The sequence below is a fragment of the Kitasatospora sp. MAA4 genome (assembly GCF_029893355.1).
Lineage (GTDB): Bacteria > Actinomycetota > Actinomycetes > Streptomycetales > Streptomycetaceae > Kitasatospora.
Genome location: NZ_JARZAI010000007.1, coordinates 65,969 through 81,504, shown reverse-complemented (window position 1 = coordinate 81,504; position 15,536 = coordinate 65,969). Strand labels below are relative to the sequence as shown.

At 70.8% G+C, this 15,536-nt stretch carries 11 protein-coding genes; 6 read left to right on the top strand and 5 right to left on the bottom strand.

Features of this window, described 5'->3' with window-relative positions; genetic code table 11:
- Positions 1–77: 77 nt before the first annotated feature.
- Both P3T37_RS11980 and P3T37_RS11975 read right to left on the bottom strand, forming a co-directional pair.
- Positions 78–332 carry a DUF6087 family protein gene (locus tag P3T37_RS11980; protein ID WP_280723520.1) on the bottom strand — a complete coding sequence of 85 codons (255 nt, stop codon included), beginning with the start codon at positions 330–332 and terminating at the stop codon, positions 78–80.
- Between the two features lie 117 nt (positions 333–449).
- A complete protein-coding gene (locus P3T37_RS11975; RefSeq protein ID WP_280723519.1) occupies positions 450–1,121 on the bottom strand; it encodes a class I SAM-dependent methyltransferase in 672 nt (223 codons plus the stop codon).
- Between the two features lie 543 nt (positions 1,122–1,664).
- On the opposite strand from P3T37_RS11975, the gene P3T37_RS11970 reads away from it, so the two are divergent.
- Together P3T37_RS11970 and P3T37_RS11965 are read left to right on the top strand one after the other, a co-directional pair.
- The gene (locus P3T37_RS11970; RefSeq protein ID WP_280723518.1) at positions 1,665–2,375 is read left to right on the top strand and encodes an N-acyl homoserine lactonase family protein; all 711 of its coding nucleotides are present in this window, start codon (positions 1,665–1,667) and stop codon (positions 2,373–2,375) included.
- A 511-nt stretch (positions 2,376–2,886) separates the two neighbouring features.
- Positions 2,887–4,002 (top strand): nucleotide disphospho-sugar-binding domain-containing protein, encoded by a 1,116-nt coding sequence (locus P3T37_RS11965; RefSeq protein WP_280723517.1) that lies wholly within the window; start codon positions 2,887–2,889, stop codon positions 4,000–4,002.
- Here P3T37_RS11965 and P3T37_RS11960 read toward each other — a convergent pair.
- Positions 3,988–4,932, bottom strand: coding sequence for an SDR family oxidoreductase (locus P3T37_RS11960; RefSeq protein WP_280723516.1), 945 nt, complete (start codon positions 4,930–4,932; stop codon positions 3,988–3,990). The two genes, P3T37_RS11965 and P3T37_RS11960, sit on opposite strands and share 15 nt — an antisense overlap.
- 85 nt (positions 4,933–5,017) lie before the next feature.
- Between P3T37_RS11960 and P3T37_RS11955 the strand changes: the two genes are divergently transcribed.
- On the top strand, positions 5,018–5,602 hold the full coding sequence (locus P3T37_RS11955; protein WP_280723515.1) for a helix-turn-helix domain-containing protein: 585 nt from the start codon (positions 5,018–5,020) through the stop codon (positions 5,600–5,602).
- Between the two features lie 32 nt (positions 5,603–5,634).
- Here P3T37_RS11955 and lon read toward each other — a convergent pair whose 3' ends face one another.
- On the bottom strand, positions 5,635–8,031 hold the full coding sequence (gene lon / locus P3T37_RS11950) for an endopeptidase La (protein WP_280723514.1): 2,397 nt from the start codon (positions 8,029–8,031) through the stop codon (positions 5,635–5,637).
- A 141-nt stretch (positions 8,032–8,172) separates the two neighbouring features.
- Positions 8,173–8,949 carry a rhomboid-like protein gene (locus tag P3T37_RS11945; protein ID WP_280723513.1) on the bottom strand — a complete coding sequence of 259 codons (777 nt, stop codon included), beginning with the start codon at positions 8,947–8,949 and terminating at the stop codon, positions 8,173–8,175.
- A 547-nt stretch (positions 8,950–9,496) separates the two neighbouring features.
- On the opposite strand from P3T37_RS11945, the gene P3T37_RS11940 reads away from it, so the two are divergent.
- The 3 genes from P3T37_RS11940 (at position 9,497) to P3T37_RS11930 (ending at position 15,534) form a co-directional block, all read left to right on the top strand.
- Positions 9,497–10,231 carry a response regulator transcription factor gene (locus tag P3T37_RS11940; protein WP_280723512.1) on the top strand — a complete coding sequence of 245 codons (735 nt, stop codon included), beginning with the start codon at positions 9,497–9,499 and terminating at the stop codon, positions 10,229–10,231.
- 65 nt (positions 10,232–10,296) lie between these two features.
- The gene (locus P3T37_RS11935; RefSeq protein WP_280723511.1) at positions 10,297–11,451 is read left to right on the top strand and encodes an ATP-binding protein; all 1,155 of its coding nucleotides are present in this window, start codon (positions 10,297–10,299) and stop codon (positions 11,449–11,451) included.
- Between the two features lie 318 nt (positions 11,452–11,769).
- The gene (locus tag P3T37_RS11930) at positions 11,770–15,534 is read left to right on the top strand and encodes a multifunctional oxoglutarate decarboxylase/oxoglutarate dehydrogenase thiamine pyrophosphate-binding subunit/dihydrolipoyllysine-residue succinyltransferase subunit (RefSeq protein ID WP_280723510.1); all 3,765 of its coding nucleotides are present in this window, start codon (positions 11,770–11,772) and stop codon (positions 15,532–15,534) included.
- Positions 15,535–15,536 lie beyond the last annotated feature (2 nt).

The following is a 15,536-nucleotide window of genomic DNA, read 5'->3' as shown; positions in this document are numbered from 1 at the left end:
TCAGAACCGAGGCTCTGCACGGCGGCGTCACTGCTGAGGCCGAGATACCCCAGCCGAGCGCCTGGTTCGCGTGTTCGTCAGGGCTTGCGGTGCTTGCCGGTCCCAGCCTTGACGGTGCCGAGCATGCCCGCGGCGGTCTTGTAGTCCGGGGCGATGGTGAGGAACGACCAGGTATGCCCGTCCCATTCGAGGATGAGCCGCGGGGCGTCGGGGTTGACGTGGGCCGCCCGCCGAGAGCCGTCGGCATGGACGGCTCTCCGCTCGCCAACCTGGGGGCGCCCCGCGTCGCGGAGTTCCAGCCATCGCTCCAGCGGAATCTCCGACTCCTCCACCGCGACCTCCTAGCGTCCGGATCCACCAGTCGTCCACCGGCCGGTCGAGCCATGCCCGGTGGCTACCGTCGGATGCTACGGAGAGGCCGAACCGATCGGGCCCAGGCCGGTCGTTCCTCACCCTTTGGCAGTGATCAGCAGCGTGCCAAGCGCACCCCGCTCCGGAGAAGGGATCACCCGGGTGCGGACGGCGGCGAAGCCGTGGCGCTTGAGGAGGTCGCTCCACTGCTCGGGGGGGTGCTGCCAGCGCAGGACGATCAGCTCGTCCTCGCGTCCCTCCAACCAGGCACCGCCCATCCGCTGGGGGCCGTACTGGTCCGGACTCGGCTCACGGTGGGAGAACGCGAAGACACCGCCCGCGCCGAGCTTCTTGGCGATCCGCGGGAAGAGCTCGTCCGGATCGGTGAACCACACCGCGCCCCAGGTGGAGTAGATCGCTTCGAAGAGGCGCCCGTCGCTGTCGAGGAAGTCGAGCGCGTCGGCGTGGACGAACTCCAGGTTCGGCAGGTCGCTCCAGAAGCTGCGAGCGCGCTCGACCTGGACAGCGGAGAAGTCGACGGCGGTCACCTCGACCCCGGCGCGGGCCAGAAAGGCGGCGTTCTCCCCTTCGGCCGGTCCCAGGTCCAGCGCGGTCTTCGGGCCCCCCAAAACCTCCTCCCCCGGACCGTCATCGGCCAGCCCGGTCCAGTCGAACCGCTGGGCGCTCGGCCGCTGCCGTTGGGGACGGTACTTGTCCCAGTACTGCGGGGCGGTGGTGGGCGCACCGTGCTCAGGGGTCGCAGGACTCATGCCGCGGAACGCTACTCACACCCGCGCTTGATCGCCAATTCGCCTTGGTTTAGCCTGATTTGACAGCAAAAGACGGCATGCTGGAGGACGGCACCCGCACAGGACACCGGCCTTTCTGTCCGAGTTCCGCTCCACCGTGCTCCGCAGGGGCGAGATAACCGACACCGCCGCCGCCTACCTCGCCCTGGACTGCCTCCGGCTCCTGTAATCCCGGGTCGGGCGGGTGGGCGGGTCAGGCGCCCCAACTCACCCCGCCGAGTGGTACACCAGCACCGTCGTCTCCCTACCCGCCTGCTCCGTCGCGCTCGTCCTGGCCGGCGGCAAGCGCAGCCGACTGCGGAGTGCTGGAGACCCCGAGCTGCGCCGCACGCCGAAGGTGCTGGTGCCGATCGATACCCCCATCGGCCGCGCCCGACAGGAAGTCGGCACGACCGACTTCCCGTGCGCAGCGGACCCGGGCCGGTTTTCTCACAGCGAGTTCGGCCGAGTCCGCTGTCGGCGGACAACCCCGGAACGGATACGGCTGCCTGCCAGGATGACCGGATGGGCAACAACAACGCGCTGCGTCGACTCGACCTGGGCTACTTCGTCCGACCGGCCTCGGAGACCGGTGGCCCGCAGCCGCGAGTTGAACCAGTGCTCGCCTATCTGGTGCGGCGTGACGAGGGGCTGATCCTCTTCGACACCGGTGTCGGTGCCGTCGATCCCGAGACCGAGGCCCACTATCGACCCCAACGCAGGGCGCTGGAGGGCGCCCTCGCGGCTGCAGGAGTCACGCCCGCGGATATCTCCCTGGTCGTGAACTGCCACCTCCACTTCGACCACTGCGGAGGGAACCCGCTGCTGGGTGGGAAGCCGATCCTGGTGCAGGCCGTGGAGTTGGCCACTGCCCGCCGAGGCGGCTACACCATCGACGAACTAATCGACTTCCCCGGTGCGACCTACGAAGAGCTCAACGGCGAAGTGGAGGTCTGGCCGGGGGTCTGGATCGTCCCCACTCCCGGGCACACCGATGGGCACCAGTCGCTCGTGGTCCGGCAGAGCGATGGCACCGTGGTCCTCGCCGGCCAGGCATACGACTTCGCATCCCAGTTCGCATCGGACCACCTGGCTCGCCACGCCGCCCGCCAAGGTCTGGAACAGCCGCTTCCCACCTATCAGCGATGGCTGGAGCGGCTCAGCGAGTTCGACCCACAACGAGTGCTCTTCGCACACGACTGCTCGGTCTGGGAACCGTCCCACCACAGCGGCTGAGACCATCCACCCCCAGGCGCTACCTGATCACCCCGAACAGGACCGACCCCTTGGAATCAATCATCTAGTCGGCGGCGAAGCCGTGGCGCTCGAGGAGGTCGCTCCACTGCTCGGGGGTGGGCTGCCAGCGCAGGACGATCAGCTCGTCCTCGCGTCCCGCCAACCAGGCACCACCCATCCGCTGGGGGCCGTACTGGTCCGGACTCGGCTCGCGGTGTCTTGCCGTCGATGCAGAGGATGTCCGGAGTGGCGCATGCTCACGACGAACTGTCGCTCGCCGCAAGACCGTTAGGACACAGACGCGACGGCATTTCAAGGGACACGACCCATATCAAGCAGAAAGAAAGCCGACCATCCGCCAGGTGAACGTCTGTCAAAAACACAAGTGCCCGCTCAGGATGGGCCGTGACAGGCTTTTCCGCACAGTGACCGCCGAGGGCGGCCGCCGGCTCCACAGGGGCGAAGTGGCCACAGCCGACATCAAGCAACCATGTGCACCAGGAGGACCACTGTGCGAGTCCTGTTCTCCGCCCCCGGGGCGGTCGGCCATATCTTCCCCGTGATCCCCACGGCGCTGGCCCTGCGGGCGGCCGGCCACGAGGTCCTGTTCGCCGGGCAGCCCCCGATCGCGATCCTGCGCAACACCGGACTGCCCGTCGTCGAGGTCGGCGACGGCAGCACGCTCAGGGAGGCCTTCGCCCGCGCCCTCCCGAAGGACGTCCGTTTCGCCGACCAGGAGCGGACGGAGGAGCAGACGAACGAACTGAGCGCCCTCGGCTTCGCCGAGCTCGGCCGGTCGACCGTCGACGGCCTGCTGAAGGTCGCGGAGGCCTGGCGACCGGACATCATCGTGCACGAGTCCTTCCAGGGCGCCGCGCCGCTGGTGGCCGCCAAGCTCGGCATACCTGCCGTGGCGCACAACTTCGGGGTGACCTCGGGCGGGGCGGCCGCCCGCCTGCGCCGGCTGCTCGCCGACGAGTACCGCGCACACGGGGTTGAGGCGACCGCGTCGTCCACCGTCCTGGACGTCGTGCCGGCTTCGCTCGGCGGGGACGGCGGGGGCTGGCGCGTGAGGTACGTGCCGTACAACGGCGGCGGGACGATCCCCACCGACCTGATCAGGCGCGGCACCAAGCCGCGGATCGCGGTGACGCTGGGCACTGTGTTCACCGAGTGGGAGGGCATCGCGCCCATCTCCCGACTGATCGAGCAGGCAGGGGCGCTGGACGCCGAGATCCTGCTCGCCGTCGGCGACGGGGATCTCACGCCGCTCGGCACGCTGCCCGGCAACGTCCGGCCGCTGCCGTGGGTGCCGCTGAGCCAGCTGCTCCAGGTCAGCGACGGCGTCGTCCACCACGGCGGCTCGGGCAGCATGATGACCGCCGCCGCGCTGGGCGTCCCTCAGCTGATGCTCCCCCAGGGCGCCGACAACTTCGCCAACGCCGCCGCCGGCCAGGCCAACGGCTTCGCACTGCCCTCCAGCCTGGACGCCGTCGACACCGCCCTACTCGACCGGCTGGTCACGGACGATGCCCTGCGGAAGTCGGCTGCGGCCATGAAGGCGGAGATCGACGCCCTCCCGTCCCCTGCCGACCTGGTGGCGAACTTCGAGTCACTGATCGGCTGAGCAAACGCTCCGGAAGTAGTGGCCGAGGTCGAGGTCGTGGATCAGCCCCGGCTGGGTCGGCTCCCACCCCACCAACCCGCGGGTCAGCTCGCTCGACACCGGGCTGTCGGCGCCGATGAGCGGGGCCAGCCAGGTGAAGTGGGCGCCCGCGTCCTCGGCCGGCACCGCGGCCACCGGGACGTCGAGGTGACGTCCGATCACCTCGGCGATGGCGCGGACCGGCACGCCCTCGTCCGCGACGCCGTGCAGCGTCGAACCCGCGGGGGCCTTCTCCAGTGCCAGCCGGAACAGCCGTGCGGCGTCGAGGCGGTGGACAGCCGGCCAGCGGTTGGAGCCGTCGCCGGGGTAGCCCGAGACGCCCTTGTCGCGGGCGATGCCGACCAGGGTCGCGAGGAACCCGTGGTCCCCGTCGCCGTGCACGGTCGGGGCGAGCCGCACCGCGGACGAGCGGACGCCGCGCGAGGCCAGCCCAACTGCCGCCTGCGCGTTGGCCATCCGCGTCTCCACCCCGCGCATCAGGGGCGGCGCGTCCGGGTCGAAGACGTGTCCGTCGGCTTCCGTCGCCACCCGCCCAGGCGCGAGTCCGAGCACCCCTGAGGCGATGACGAGCGGCCGGTCGGAGTCCGCGAGCGCGTCGCCGAACACGTCGATGGCGCGGCGGTCCGCGGCGGCGGCCGCCGGGAAGTCCCCGCTGAAGGCGAGGTCGTGCTTGAAGGCGAGGTGGATCACGCCGTCCGACGCGGCCGCCGCAGCGCGCAGGCCGTCGAGGTCGTCCAGGGTGCCGCGGTGCACCTCGGCCCCGCTCGCGGCGAGCGCGGCGGCGGACTCGTCCGATCGCGCGAGCCCGACGACCTGGTGCCCAGCGCCGAGGAGTTCGGGGACGAGGGCGGAGCCGATCCAGCCGGATGCACCGGTGATGAAGACGCGCATGGCAAACCTCCAGAAAGGAGCGATGTCAGTTCCTGTCATCACCCTACGCCCGATGACACCCACTGTCATCACATAGAATCGCGGCATGGGTCGATGGGAGCCGAACGCACGCGGCCGCCTGGAGCAGGCGGCACTGGAGCTCTACGTCGAGCGGGGGTATGACGAGACCACCGTGGCGGAGATCGCCAAACGGGCCGGGCTCACCGAGCGGACGTTCTTCCGGCACTACGCGGACAAGCGCGAGGTGCTGTTCGGGGGTGCGGGCGTGCTGCACGACCTCTTCGTGGACGCCGTCGCGGCCGCACCCGCCGATGCGGCGCCGATCGACGCGATCGCGGCGGCCCTGGACGCCGCCGCCGGCATGTTCCAGGACCGCCGCGAGTTCGCCCGGCGGCGCCAGGGCGTCATCACCGCCAACCCCGAGCTTCAGGAACGCGAGCTGATCAAGCTCGCCTCGCTCTCCGCGGCGATCGCCGGAGCTCTGCGGCTGCGCGGCGTCGCGGAACCGGGCGCGAGTCTGGCCGGCGAGGCGGGCATCGCCGTCTTCAAGGTCGCCTTCGACCGCTGGATCAACCAGCCCGACCAGTCCGACCAAGCCGAGCAGCGCGACATGGCGCAGTTCGTCCGCGAGTCGCTCGCCGAACTCAAGGTCGTGACCGCGGGGGTGTGAGGGCAGCTGCCCTCACACCCCGGCTCAGCCCACTACGCGGCCGCCACCAGCACCTCGGCCGGCTCCAGCGCCAGCCGCAGCACCTCCCGCACGTCGGCCACCGGGTGGACGGTGAGCCGCTCCAGCACCTCGGCGGGCACGTCGTCCAGGTCGGGCTCGTTGCGCTTGGGGATGATCACCGTGGTAACCCCGGCGCGGTCGGCGGCGAGCAGCTTCTGCTTCACCCCGCCGATCGGCAGCACCCGCCCGGTCAGCGAGACCTCGCCGGTCATCGCCACGTCGGTGCGGACCTTGCGCCCGGAGAGCAGCGAGGCCAGCGCCGTCGTCATCGTGATGCCCGCGCTCGGGCCGTCCTTGGGGACGGCGCCGGCCGGGACGTGCAGGTGCACGCCGCGGTCGCGCAGGTCGGTGACCGGCAGCTCGAGCTCGGCGCCGCGCGAGCGCAGGAAGGAGAGCGCGATGTGCGCGGACTCCTTCATCACGTCGCCCAGCTGCCCGGTCAGGGTGAGGCCGGTGCCGCCCGTCTCGGGATCGGCGAGCGAGGCCTCGATGTAGAGGACGTCGCCGCCGGCACCCGTCACGGCCAGGCCGGTCGCCACGCCGGGGAGAGCGGTGCGCCGCTCCTCGGGTGCCTGGGCCGCCTCGGGGGTGTGGTGAGGTCGGCCGATCAGGGCCCGCAGGTCCTCGGCGCCGATCGCCACCGGCAGCTCGTGCTCGCCCAGCTCGGCCCGGGCCGCGACCTTGCGCAGGATCCGCGCCACCGCGCGCTCCAGGTTTCGCACGCCCGCCTCGCGGGTGTACTCGCCTGCCAGGCTGCGCAGCGCGTCCACGTCGACGGTGACGTCGGTCGGGGTGAGCCCGGCCCGCTCCAGCTGCCGGGGCAGCAGGTGGTCGCGCGCGATGACGACCTTCTCGTCCTCGGTGTAGCCGTCCAGCCGGACCAGCTCCATCCGGTCGAGCAGCGGCTCGGGGATCGCCTCCAGGACGTTGGCGGTGGCCAGGAAGACCACGTCGGAGAGGTCGAGCTCGACCTCCAGGTAGTGGTCCCGGAAGGTGTGGTTCTGCGCCGGGTCCAGCACCTCCAGGAGCGCCGCCGCCGGGTCGCCCCGGTAGTCGGAGCCGACCTTGTCGATCTCGTCCAGCAGCACCACCGGGTTCATCGACCCGGCCTCCTTGATCGCCCGGACGATCCGGCCGGGCAGCGCGCCGACGTAGGTGCGCCGGTGGCCGCGGATCTCGGCCTCGTCCCGGACGCCGCCGAGCGCGACCCGGACGAAGTCCCGGCCCATCGCCCGCGCGACGCTCTCGCCGAGCGAGGTCTTGCCGACCCCGGGCGGCCCGACCAGCGCCAGCACCGCGCCCCCGCGTCGACCGCCGACCGAGCCGAGCCCCTGCTCGGCCCGCCGCTTGCGGACGGCCAGGTACTCCACGATCCGGTCCTTCACGTCGGAGAGGCCGGAGTGGTCGGCATCCAGCACCGCGCGGGCGCCGGCGATGTCGTAGGCGTCCTCGGTGCGGTTGTTCCACGGCAGTTCCAGGACGGTGTCCAGCCAGGTCCGGATCCAGCTGCCCTCGGGCGACTGGTCGGAGGAGCGCTCCAGCTTGTCGACCTCCTTGAGCGCGGCCTCCCGGACCTTCTCGGGCAGGTCGGCGGCCTCGACCCGGGCGCGGTAGTCGCCCTCCTCGTCGGCCGGGTCGCCGTTCAGCTCGGCGAGCTCCTTGCGGACCGCCTCGAGCTGGCGGCGGAGCAGGAACTCCTTCTGCTGCTTGGCGACGCCCTCCTCGACGTCCTTGCGGATGGTGTCGTTGACCTCCTCCTCCGCCAGGTGGTCGCGCAGCAGCCCGAGCGCGTACTCCAGGCGGGCCGTCTGGTCGGCCTCCAGCAGCACCTTGAGCTTCTGCTCGGCGGTGGCGAAGGGCGCGTAGCCGATGTTGTCGGCCAGCTCGCCGACGCCCTCGATCTGGGCCACCCGGTCCACGATCTGCCAGGCGCCGCGCTTGCGCAGCCACTGGGTGGACAGCGCCTTGTACTCCTTGACCAGCTCAGCGGCCCGCCCGGCCACCGGGATCCCGGCGTCGGACTCGCGGAAGACGCTGGTCTCCACCCAGAGGGCGGCCCCCGGCCCGGTCGTCCCGGCACCGATCCGCACCCGGCGGACGGCTCGGACCAGCGCGGCCGGATCCCCGTCGGCCAGCCGGCCGACCTGCTCGACGGTGGCCAGCGTGCCGACGGCCGCGTACGAGCCGTCCAGCCTGGGCACCAGCAGCACCTGCGGCTTGGTGCCGGCCGGTGCCGCCGAGCGGGCCGCCTCGACGGCGGCGCGCACCTCGGTGTCGGACAGATCCAGCGGCACCACCATGCCGGGCAGCACGACCTCGTCGTCGAGGGGCAGCACGGGCAGGGTGAGCGGTGTGGACGTCGATGCCATGATCTCTCCCCAGTCAGCGAAGTTGAGTCGCATGGACTAAGGATTGAGAGGAGGCGAATGTTCCCGACCGTCTGTTCGCCCTCAGCGATCAGACAGTGACCTGCGAGAAGATGCGAGAAGAGAAGATGCCAGAAGGGCGGACTACGCGTTGTCCAGCACCGGCTGCGACTGCGACTGCGGCAGTGCCCGCTCGGCCGACTGCCGCCCGCGCCGCCACCAGCCCCTGCCCGCCGGAGGCCGCCGCAGCGGACCCCAGAGCGCGATGCCGACCAGCAGCGCGGTCGGGTGCCCGATCGCGGTGACCAGGTCCCCGTCCGTCGTGATCTGGTGGACGATCAACGCGAACGCCCCGGCCAGTGCCAGCCAGCGGCCGCGCACCGGCAGCAGCCCGGCCAGCGCGCCGAGGCTGGCGAGCACGCCGTAGCTGACCCCGATGTCCAGCACGTCCAGCTCGCTCGCGCCCATCCGGCCGGTGGCCACCGCGATGGCCACCACCAGCTGCGAGAGCAGCGTCCCGACCACGTGCCCGGCCGCGAAGGCGCCGGCCGCGCGGAGCGAGCCGACCCGGCGCTCCAGCGGGGCGACGGTGAAGGCGAAGGCCCAGAGGTAGGGCATCCAGACCGGACCGGCCACCCAGAGCCCGCTCATCAGCAGCGAACGCAGCGGCGTGTGGATCAGGTTGTGCCCGTCGGTGCTGGACATGGCCTGCAACTGGTGCACCAGGCCCGGGTCGCCGAACTGCGCGAAGAGAGTGGTACCGGCGAGTACGACCAGGTATCCCAGCGCGAACGGATTGCGCCGGGGCGTCGGCACCCGGTCCAGCACCCAGTACAGCGGCCCGGCCCGCAGGCCGAAGCGCAGACCGGCATAGGGAGCCGCCAGGTCGAGCCGCGCGGTGCCCTGTCGCGAGTACGCCATGCCGCCTCCGTTCCACTCCACCGTGCGACCGGCTGCCACCGAGGGCGTCCCGACCGGCCGAGGACCATCGCTCCGGGTGCACACGGTGCAACCAGGAACCGGTTCCGACCACGGTACGACGCCCATGTGAGAGTCCGGTGAGGAACTGGATCACTTGTACATCACGGCAGTTCACACGTTGGTCCGTACCATCGGGGCGGCTACGCGGCAGTAGCCCGTTCGTTGGAGTGTGCCATCCCGTTTGTGCATACACACCGTTACTACTAAGCGATTCCGGACGGTAAGGTATCGGCCCGGGCCCGTCCCGGAAGCACGGATACCGGTCGACCGTCCGGTAATCCGCAGTACCAGCGGCCGGAGCACTGCTTCGGTCCGTACGCTGCGAAGTGTGAGCGCAGGACCGGCGGTTGGGAAGGCCCTGGTCCTACGGAGACGGGCGGAGCCCGGGGCGACAAGCCCGGAACAGCAAACGACGGAACCAGACTACGAGCGGTGCCCGCCATTCCACAGATGGCCGGCCCGCAGCCCTGGGGGCGGTGGCGTGACCGTGACAGAGATTCAACAGGACACCGGTAGCAACAGCGGTGTGATTGCCCAGCGACGGGTGCTTGTGGTGGAGGACGAACCCACCATCGCCGAGTCCATCGCGGCCCGACTGGGCGCCGAGGGCTTCAAGGTCGCCGTGGCACACGACGGCCCCGGCGCGGTGGACGGGTTCCACACCTGGCAGCCCGACCTCGTGGTGCTCGACATCATGCTCCCCGGCTTCGACGGCCTGGAGGTCTGCCGCCGGATCCAGGCGCAGCGCCCGGTGCCGGTGCTGATGCTGACCGCCCGCGACGACGAGACCGACCTGCTGGTCGGGCTCGGCGTGGGCGCGGACGACTACATGACCAAGCCGTTCTCGATGCGCGAGCTGGCGGCCCGGGTGAACGTGCTGCTGCGCAGAGTCGAGCGGGCCCAGCAGGCCGCCCGCATCCCCGCGCTCGGCTCGCTGCGCTTCGGCGAGCTGGAGATCGACCACGTGCAGCGCCGGGTGCGGCTCGCCTCCGGCGACGTCCACCTGACGCCGACCGAGTTCGACCTGCTGGCCTGCCTGGCCGCGCAGCCTCGGGCCGTGCTGACCCGCGAGCAGCTGCTCTCCGAGGTCTGGGACTGGACGGACGCCTCCGGCACCCGCACGGTCGACAGCCACGTCAAGGCGCTGCGCCGGAAGATCGGCGCCACCTGGATCCGGACGGTGCACGGGGTCGGCTACGCGCTGGAGGCGCCCGCGTCCTAGCACCGGTCGCGGTACCTCACGGGGGAGGTTCACGGGGGCAGAGAACGACGGGGACCGATGCGCTGATGAACGCTGCACCACGGGCTCGCACCGAGCCCGAGACACCACCGCGCAGGACGCTGACGGCCCGCGCGGCCGACCGCATCCGCGGGCTCGTCCGTCCGCTCGATCCGGTGAGCTCGATCAAGGGCAAGCTGACCATGCTGGTCGTGGTCTGCGTGGTGCTGGCCAGCGGCATGGTGGTGATCGCCGTTCGCTCGGAGACCCAGATCCGAGTGATCATGGCGTTCTCCATGATCGCCTCACTGCTGGTGATGCAGCTGCTGGCGCACAGCCTGACCGCCCCCCTGCGCGAGATGACGGTCGCCGCCCGGGCGATGGCCGGCGGCGACTACAGCCGACGGGTCAAGGTCGCCTCGCGCGACGAGGTCGGCGAGCTGGCCACCACCTTCAACCGGATGGCCGCCGACCTGGAGGCCTCCGACCGGCACCGCCGAGAACTGGTGGCCAACGTCTCGCACGAACTGCGCACGCCGATCGCCGCCCTCCAGGCCGTCCTGGAGAACGTGGTGGACGGCGTGGTGCGGCCCGACCCGGCGACCCTGGGCGCGGCCCTGGAGCAGACCGAGCGGCTCGGCCGGCTCGTCACCCATCTGCTGGACCTCTCCAAACTGGACGGCGGCGTGATGCCGCTGGACGCCCGCGAGTTCGAGGTCGGGCCGTTCCTGGCCGGCGTGCTGCGCGGGCTGACGGTGGACGGTGCGACCGCCGGCGGGGCCTGGAGCAGGCGCGGCGACGTCAGCTTGCGGCTCGACGTCGAACCCGCGGGGCTCACCGGCGTGGCCGACCCCGAGCGGCTCCACCAGGTGGTGGCCAACCTGGTGGACAACGCCTGCAAGCACTCCCCCGCGGGCGGCGTGGTCACCGTTCGGGCCCGGGTCGGCGAACGCCCGCACGCGCTGCTGCTGGAGGTCGAGGATCAGGGCCCGGGCATCCCCGTCCAGGACCGCACCCGGGTCTTCGACCGCTTCAGCCGGGCCGGCACCCCGACCGCCCAGGGACCGGGCAGCGACGGCGGCACCGGCCTCGGCCTGGCCATCGCCCGCTGGGCGGTGGATCTGCACGGCGGGCGGATCGAGGTGGCGGACGGCTCGCGGGGCTGCCTGATCCAGGTCGCGCTGCCCGGCACGACGCCGGCCGTGCCCCGCCCACGGCTGTGATCAGTGCTTTCTGTCCAACCCGGCCAGCTTTGTCACAGAACTGGGACATACCGGTGATCGACAGACACAGACTGCTCACAATCAGCCAAAGCAGTCCTGGTTTGTCCGGTTCTGCCCGGGTATCGCCAGGGGGGCGGAACCGGCCATTTCCCCCACTGAACGACTTTCTAACGCGCAGTTTCAGCCAATGTGGCCGACAGCACAGTGATCTGGGCGACGCCTACCCCCCGGGGACTGCGCGATCACTGGTCAGGGGCGTAGCCTTAATCCCCGCTGTCCAAACATCCCAAAAGGAAGCGGAAGAGGGCGGTTGCCGCCGTGTCGCCACACCCTGAAACCCCCAGCTCGGCCCCACGCACTACGACGGAGCCCACTGGCTTCGGCCCCAATGAGTGGCTCGTCGACGAGATCTACCAGCAGTACCTCCAGGATCCCAACTCGGTCGACCGAGCCTGGTGGGACTTTTTCGCCGACTACAAGCCCGGTACCGAGGTGACCCCAGTGACCCAGGCCGCGACCCAGGTCGGCCCCACGCCGACCACCGTTGCCGCCCCTGCCCCTGCTGCCGTTCCGGCGGCGCCTGCACCCGTCGCCGCCCCGGCAGCCGCAGCCCCCGTGGCCGCGCCTGTCGCCGCCGCGCCGCTGGCAGCCGCCCCCGCCGCGCCGCCGGCCCCCGCCGCCGTCGTGCAGGCAGCAGCCGCTCCCGCCGCCGAGTCCACCGGACCGGAGCTCGTCCCGCTGCGTGGCCCGGCCAAGGCCGTCGCCACCAACATGGACGCTTCGCTCGAGGTGCCCACCGCGACGAGCGTGCGCGCCGTGCCGGCCAAGCTGTTGATCGACAACCGCATCGTCATCAACAACCACCTGCAGCGCGCCCGCGGCGGCAAGGTCTCCTTCACCCACCTGATCGGCTACGCGCTGGTGCAGGCCCTGAAGGCGACCCCGGGGATGAACCACAGCTACACCGCCAAGGACGGCAAGTCCTTCCTGGTGAAGCCGGACCACATCAACCTCGGCCTGGCGATCGACCTGGTGAAGCCCAACGGCGACCGCCAGCTGGTCGTCGCGGCGATCAAGAAGGCCGAGACGCTCGACTTCTTCGGCTTCTGGCAGGCCTACGAGGACATCGTCCGCAAGGCCCGCTCGAACAAGCTGACGATGGACGACTTCACCGGGGTCACGGTCTCGCTGACCAACCCCGGCGGCATCGGCACCGTGCACTCCGTGCCGCGCCTGATGCAGGGCCAGGGCACCATCCTCGGTGTCGGCGCCATGGAGTACCCGGCGGAGTTCCAGGGCTCCAACCCGGAGACGCTGGCCCGCCTGGGCGTTTCCAAGATCATGACGCTGACCTCGACCTATGACCACCGGGTCATCCAGGGCGCGGCCTCCGGCGAGTTCCTGCGCTCGATCCACCAGCTGCTGCTGGGCGAGCACGGCTTCTACGACGAGGTCTTCGAGTCGCTGCGGATCCCGTACGAGCCGGTCCGCTGGGCCACCGACGTCTCCACCACGCACGAGGACGAGGTCAACAAGACCGCCCGCGTGATGGAGCTGATCCACTCGTACCGCGTGCGCGGCCACCTGATGGCCGACACCGACCCGCTCGAGTACAGCCAGCGCAAGCACCCCGACCTGGACGTCGTCGAGCACGGCCTGACGCTCTGGGACCTCGAGCGCGAGTTCGCGGTCGGCGGCTTCGGCGGCAACAAGATGATGAAGCTGCGCGACATCCTCGGGCTGCTGCGCAACACGTACTGCCGCACGGTCGGCATCGAGTACATGCACATCCAGGACCCCAAGCAGCGCAAGTGGCTGCAGGAGCGCCTGGAGAAGCCGTACAGCAAGCCCGAGCGCGAGGAGCAGCTGCGCATCCTGCGCCGGCTGAACTCCGCCGAGGCCTTCGAGACCTTCCTGCAGACCAAGTACGTCGGCCAGAAGCGCTTCTCGCTGGAGGGCGGTGAGTCGCTGATCCCGCTGCTGGACGCGACCATCGACGCCGCCGCCGAGCACCGCCTGGACGAGGCCGTGATCGGGATGGCCCACCGCGGCCGCCTGAACGTGCTGGCCAACATCGTCGGCAAGCCGTACGCCCGGATCTTCGGCGAGTTCGAGGGCAACCTCGACCCGAAGTCGATGCACGGCTCCGGCGACGTCAAGTACCACCTGGGCGCCGACGGGACCTTCACCGGCCTCGACGGCGAGACCATCAAGGTCTCGCTGGCCGCCAACCCGTCCCACCTGGAGACGGTCGACCCGGTCGTCGAGGGCATCGTCCGCGCCAAGCAGGACATCCTGGACCAGGGCGGCACGACCTTCCCGGTGCTGCCGATCCAGATCCACGGCGACGCGGCCTTCGCGGGGCAGGGCGTGGTCGCGGAGACGCTGAACATGTCGCAGCTGCGCGGCTACCGCACCGGCGGCACGATCCACCTGGTGGTCAACAACCAGGTCGGCTTCACCGCCGCGCCGGCCTCCTCGCGCTCGTCGATGTACTGCACCGACGTGGCCCGCATGATCGAGGCGCCGATCTTCCACGTGAACGGCGACGACCCGGAGGCCGTGGTCCGCGTCGCGCGGCTCGCCTTCGAGTTCCGTCAGGCGTTCCACAAGGACGTCGTGATCGACCTCATCTGCTACCGCCGCCGCGGTCACAACGAGGCCGACAACCCCTCGTTCACGCAGCCGCTGATGTACGACCTGATCGAGAAGAAGCGCTCGGTGCGCAAGCTCTACACCGAGGGCCTGATCGGCCGTGGCGACATCACCATGGAAGAGGCGGAGTCCGCACTCCAGGACTTCCAGGGACAGCTGGAGAAGGTCTTCGCGGAGGTCCGCGACGCCGCCGGCGCCCAGCAGGCCGCCGTCGGCGGCAAGCCGGTCGCCGACTTCCCGGTCTCGATCCAGACCGGCATCTCCGAGGAGATGGTCAAGCGGATCGCCGCCTCGCAGGTCAACCTGCCGGACTGGCTGACCGTGCACCCGCGCCTGCTGCCGCAGCTCCAGCGCCGCGCCGCCTCGATCGAGGACGGCACCATCGACTGGGCCACCGGCGAGACCCTCGCCATCGGCTCGCTGCTGATGGAGGGCCACCCGGTCCGGCTGGCCGGCCAGGACAGCCGTCGCGGCACCTTCGGCCAGCGCCACGCGGTGCTGATCGACCGGGTGACCGGCGAGGACTACACCCCGCTGCTGTACCTGACCGAGGACCAGGCCCGCTACACCGTCTACGACAGCCTGCTGTCGGAGTACGCGGCGATGGGCTTCGAGTACGGCTACTCGCTGACCCGGCCGAACGCGCTGGTGATGTGGGAGGCGCAGTTCGGTGACTTCGTCAACGGCGCGCAGACCATCGTCGACGAGTACATCTCCTCCGCCGAGCAGAAGTGGGGCCAGCACTCCGGCGTCACCCTGCTGCTGCCGCACGGCTACGAGGGCCAGGGACCGGACCACTCGTCCGCCCGTCCCGAGCGCTTCCTCCAGCTCTGCGCGCAGAACAACATGACGGTCGCGATGCCGACCCTGCCGTCGAACTACTTCCACCTGCTGCGCTGGCAGGCGCACAACCCGCACCACAAGCCGCTGGTCGTCTTCACCCCGAAGTCGATGCTGCGTCTGAAGGCCGCGGCGAGCAAGGCGGAGGAGTTCACCTCGGGCTCGTTCCGTCCGGTCATCGGTGACACCACCGTCGACCCGGCGAACGTGCGCAAGGTGGTCATCACGGCCGGCAAGTTCTACTACGACGTCGAGGCGGCCCGCACCGAGCGCGGCGTCACCGACACGGCGATCGTCCGCGTCGAGCGGCTCTACCCGCTGCCGGCCGCCGAGCTCCAGGAGGAGCTGGGCCGGTACGGCGACGACGTCCAGTTCGTCTGGGCGCAGGAGGAGCCGGCCAACCAGGGTGCCTGGCCGTTCATCGCGATGAACCTGGTCGACCACCTGGACGTCGTGGTCGGCCGCAAGGCCAGCGGCGGCCGGCTGCGCCGCGTCGCCCGCACGGCCTCCTCGGCCCCCGCGGTCGGCTCGGCCAAGCGGCACGCCGCCGAGCAGCAGGCGCTGATCGAGGACATCTTCAGCCTCTGACA

Coding starts and splice junctions, on each gene's coding strand:
- P3T37_RS11975 (WP_280723519.1), bottom strand. CDS start 1,121: ATGAGTCCTGCGACCCCTGAGCACGGTGCGCCCACCACCGCCCCGCAG.
- P3T37_RS11970 (WP_280723518.1), top strand. CDS start 1,665: ATGGGCAACAACAACGCGCTGCGTCGACTCGACCTGGGCTACTTCGTC.
- P3T37_RS11960 (WP_280723516.1), bottom strand. CDS start 4,932: ATGCGCGTCTTCATCACCGGTGCATCCGGCTGGATCGGCTCCGCCCTC.
- P3T37_RS11955 (WP_280723515.1), top strand. CDS start 5,018: ATGGGTCGATGGGAGCCGAACGCACGCGGCCGCCTGGAGCAGGCGGCA.
- lon (WP_280723514.1), bottom strand. CDS start 8,031: ATGGCATCGACGTCCACACCGCTCACCCTGCCCGTGCTGCCCCTCGAC.
- P3T37_RS11945 (WP_280723513.1), bottom strand. CDS start 8,949: ATGGCGTACTCGCGACAGGGCACCGCGCGGCTCGACCTGGCGGCTCCC.
- P3T37_RS11935 (WP_280723511.1), top strand. CDS start 10,297: ATGAACGCTGCACCACGGGCTCGCACCGAGCCCGAGACACCACCGCGC.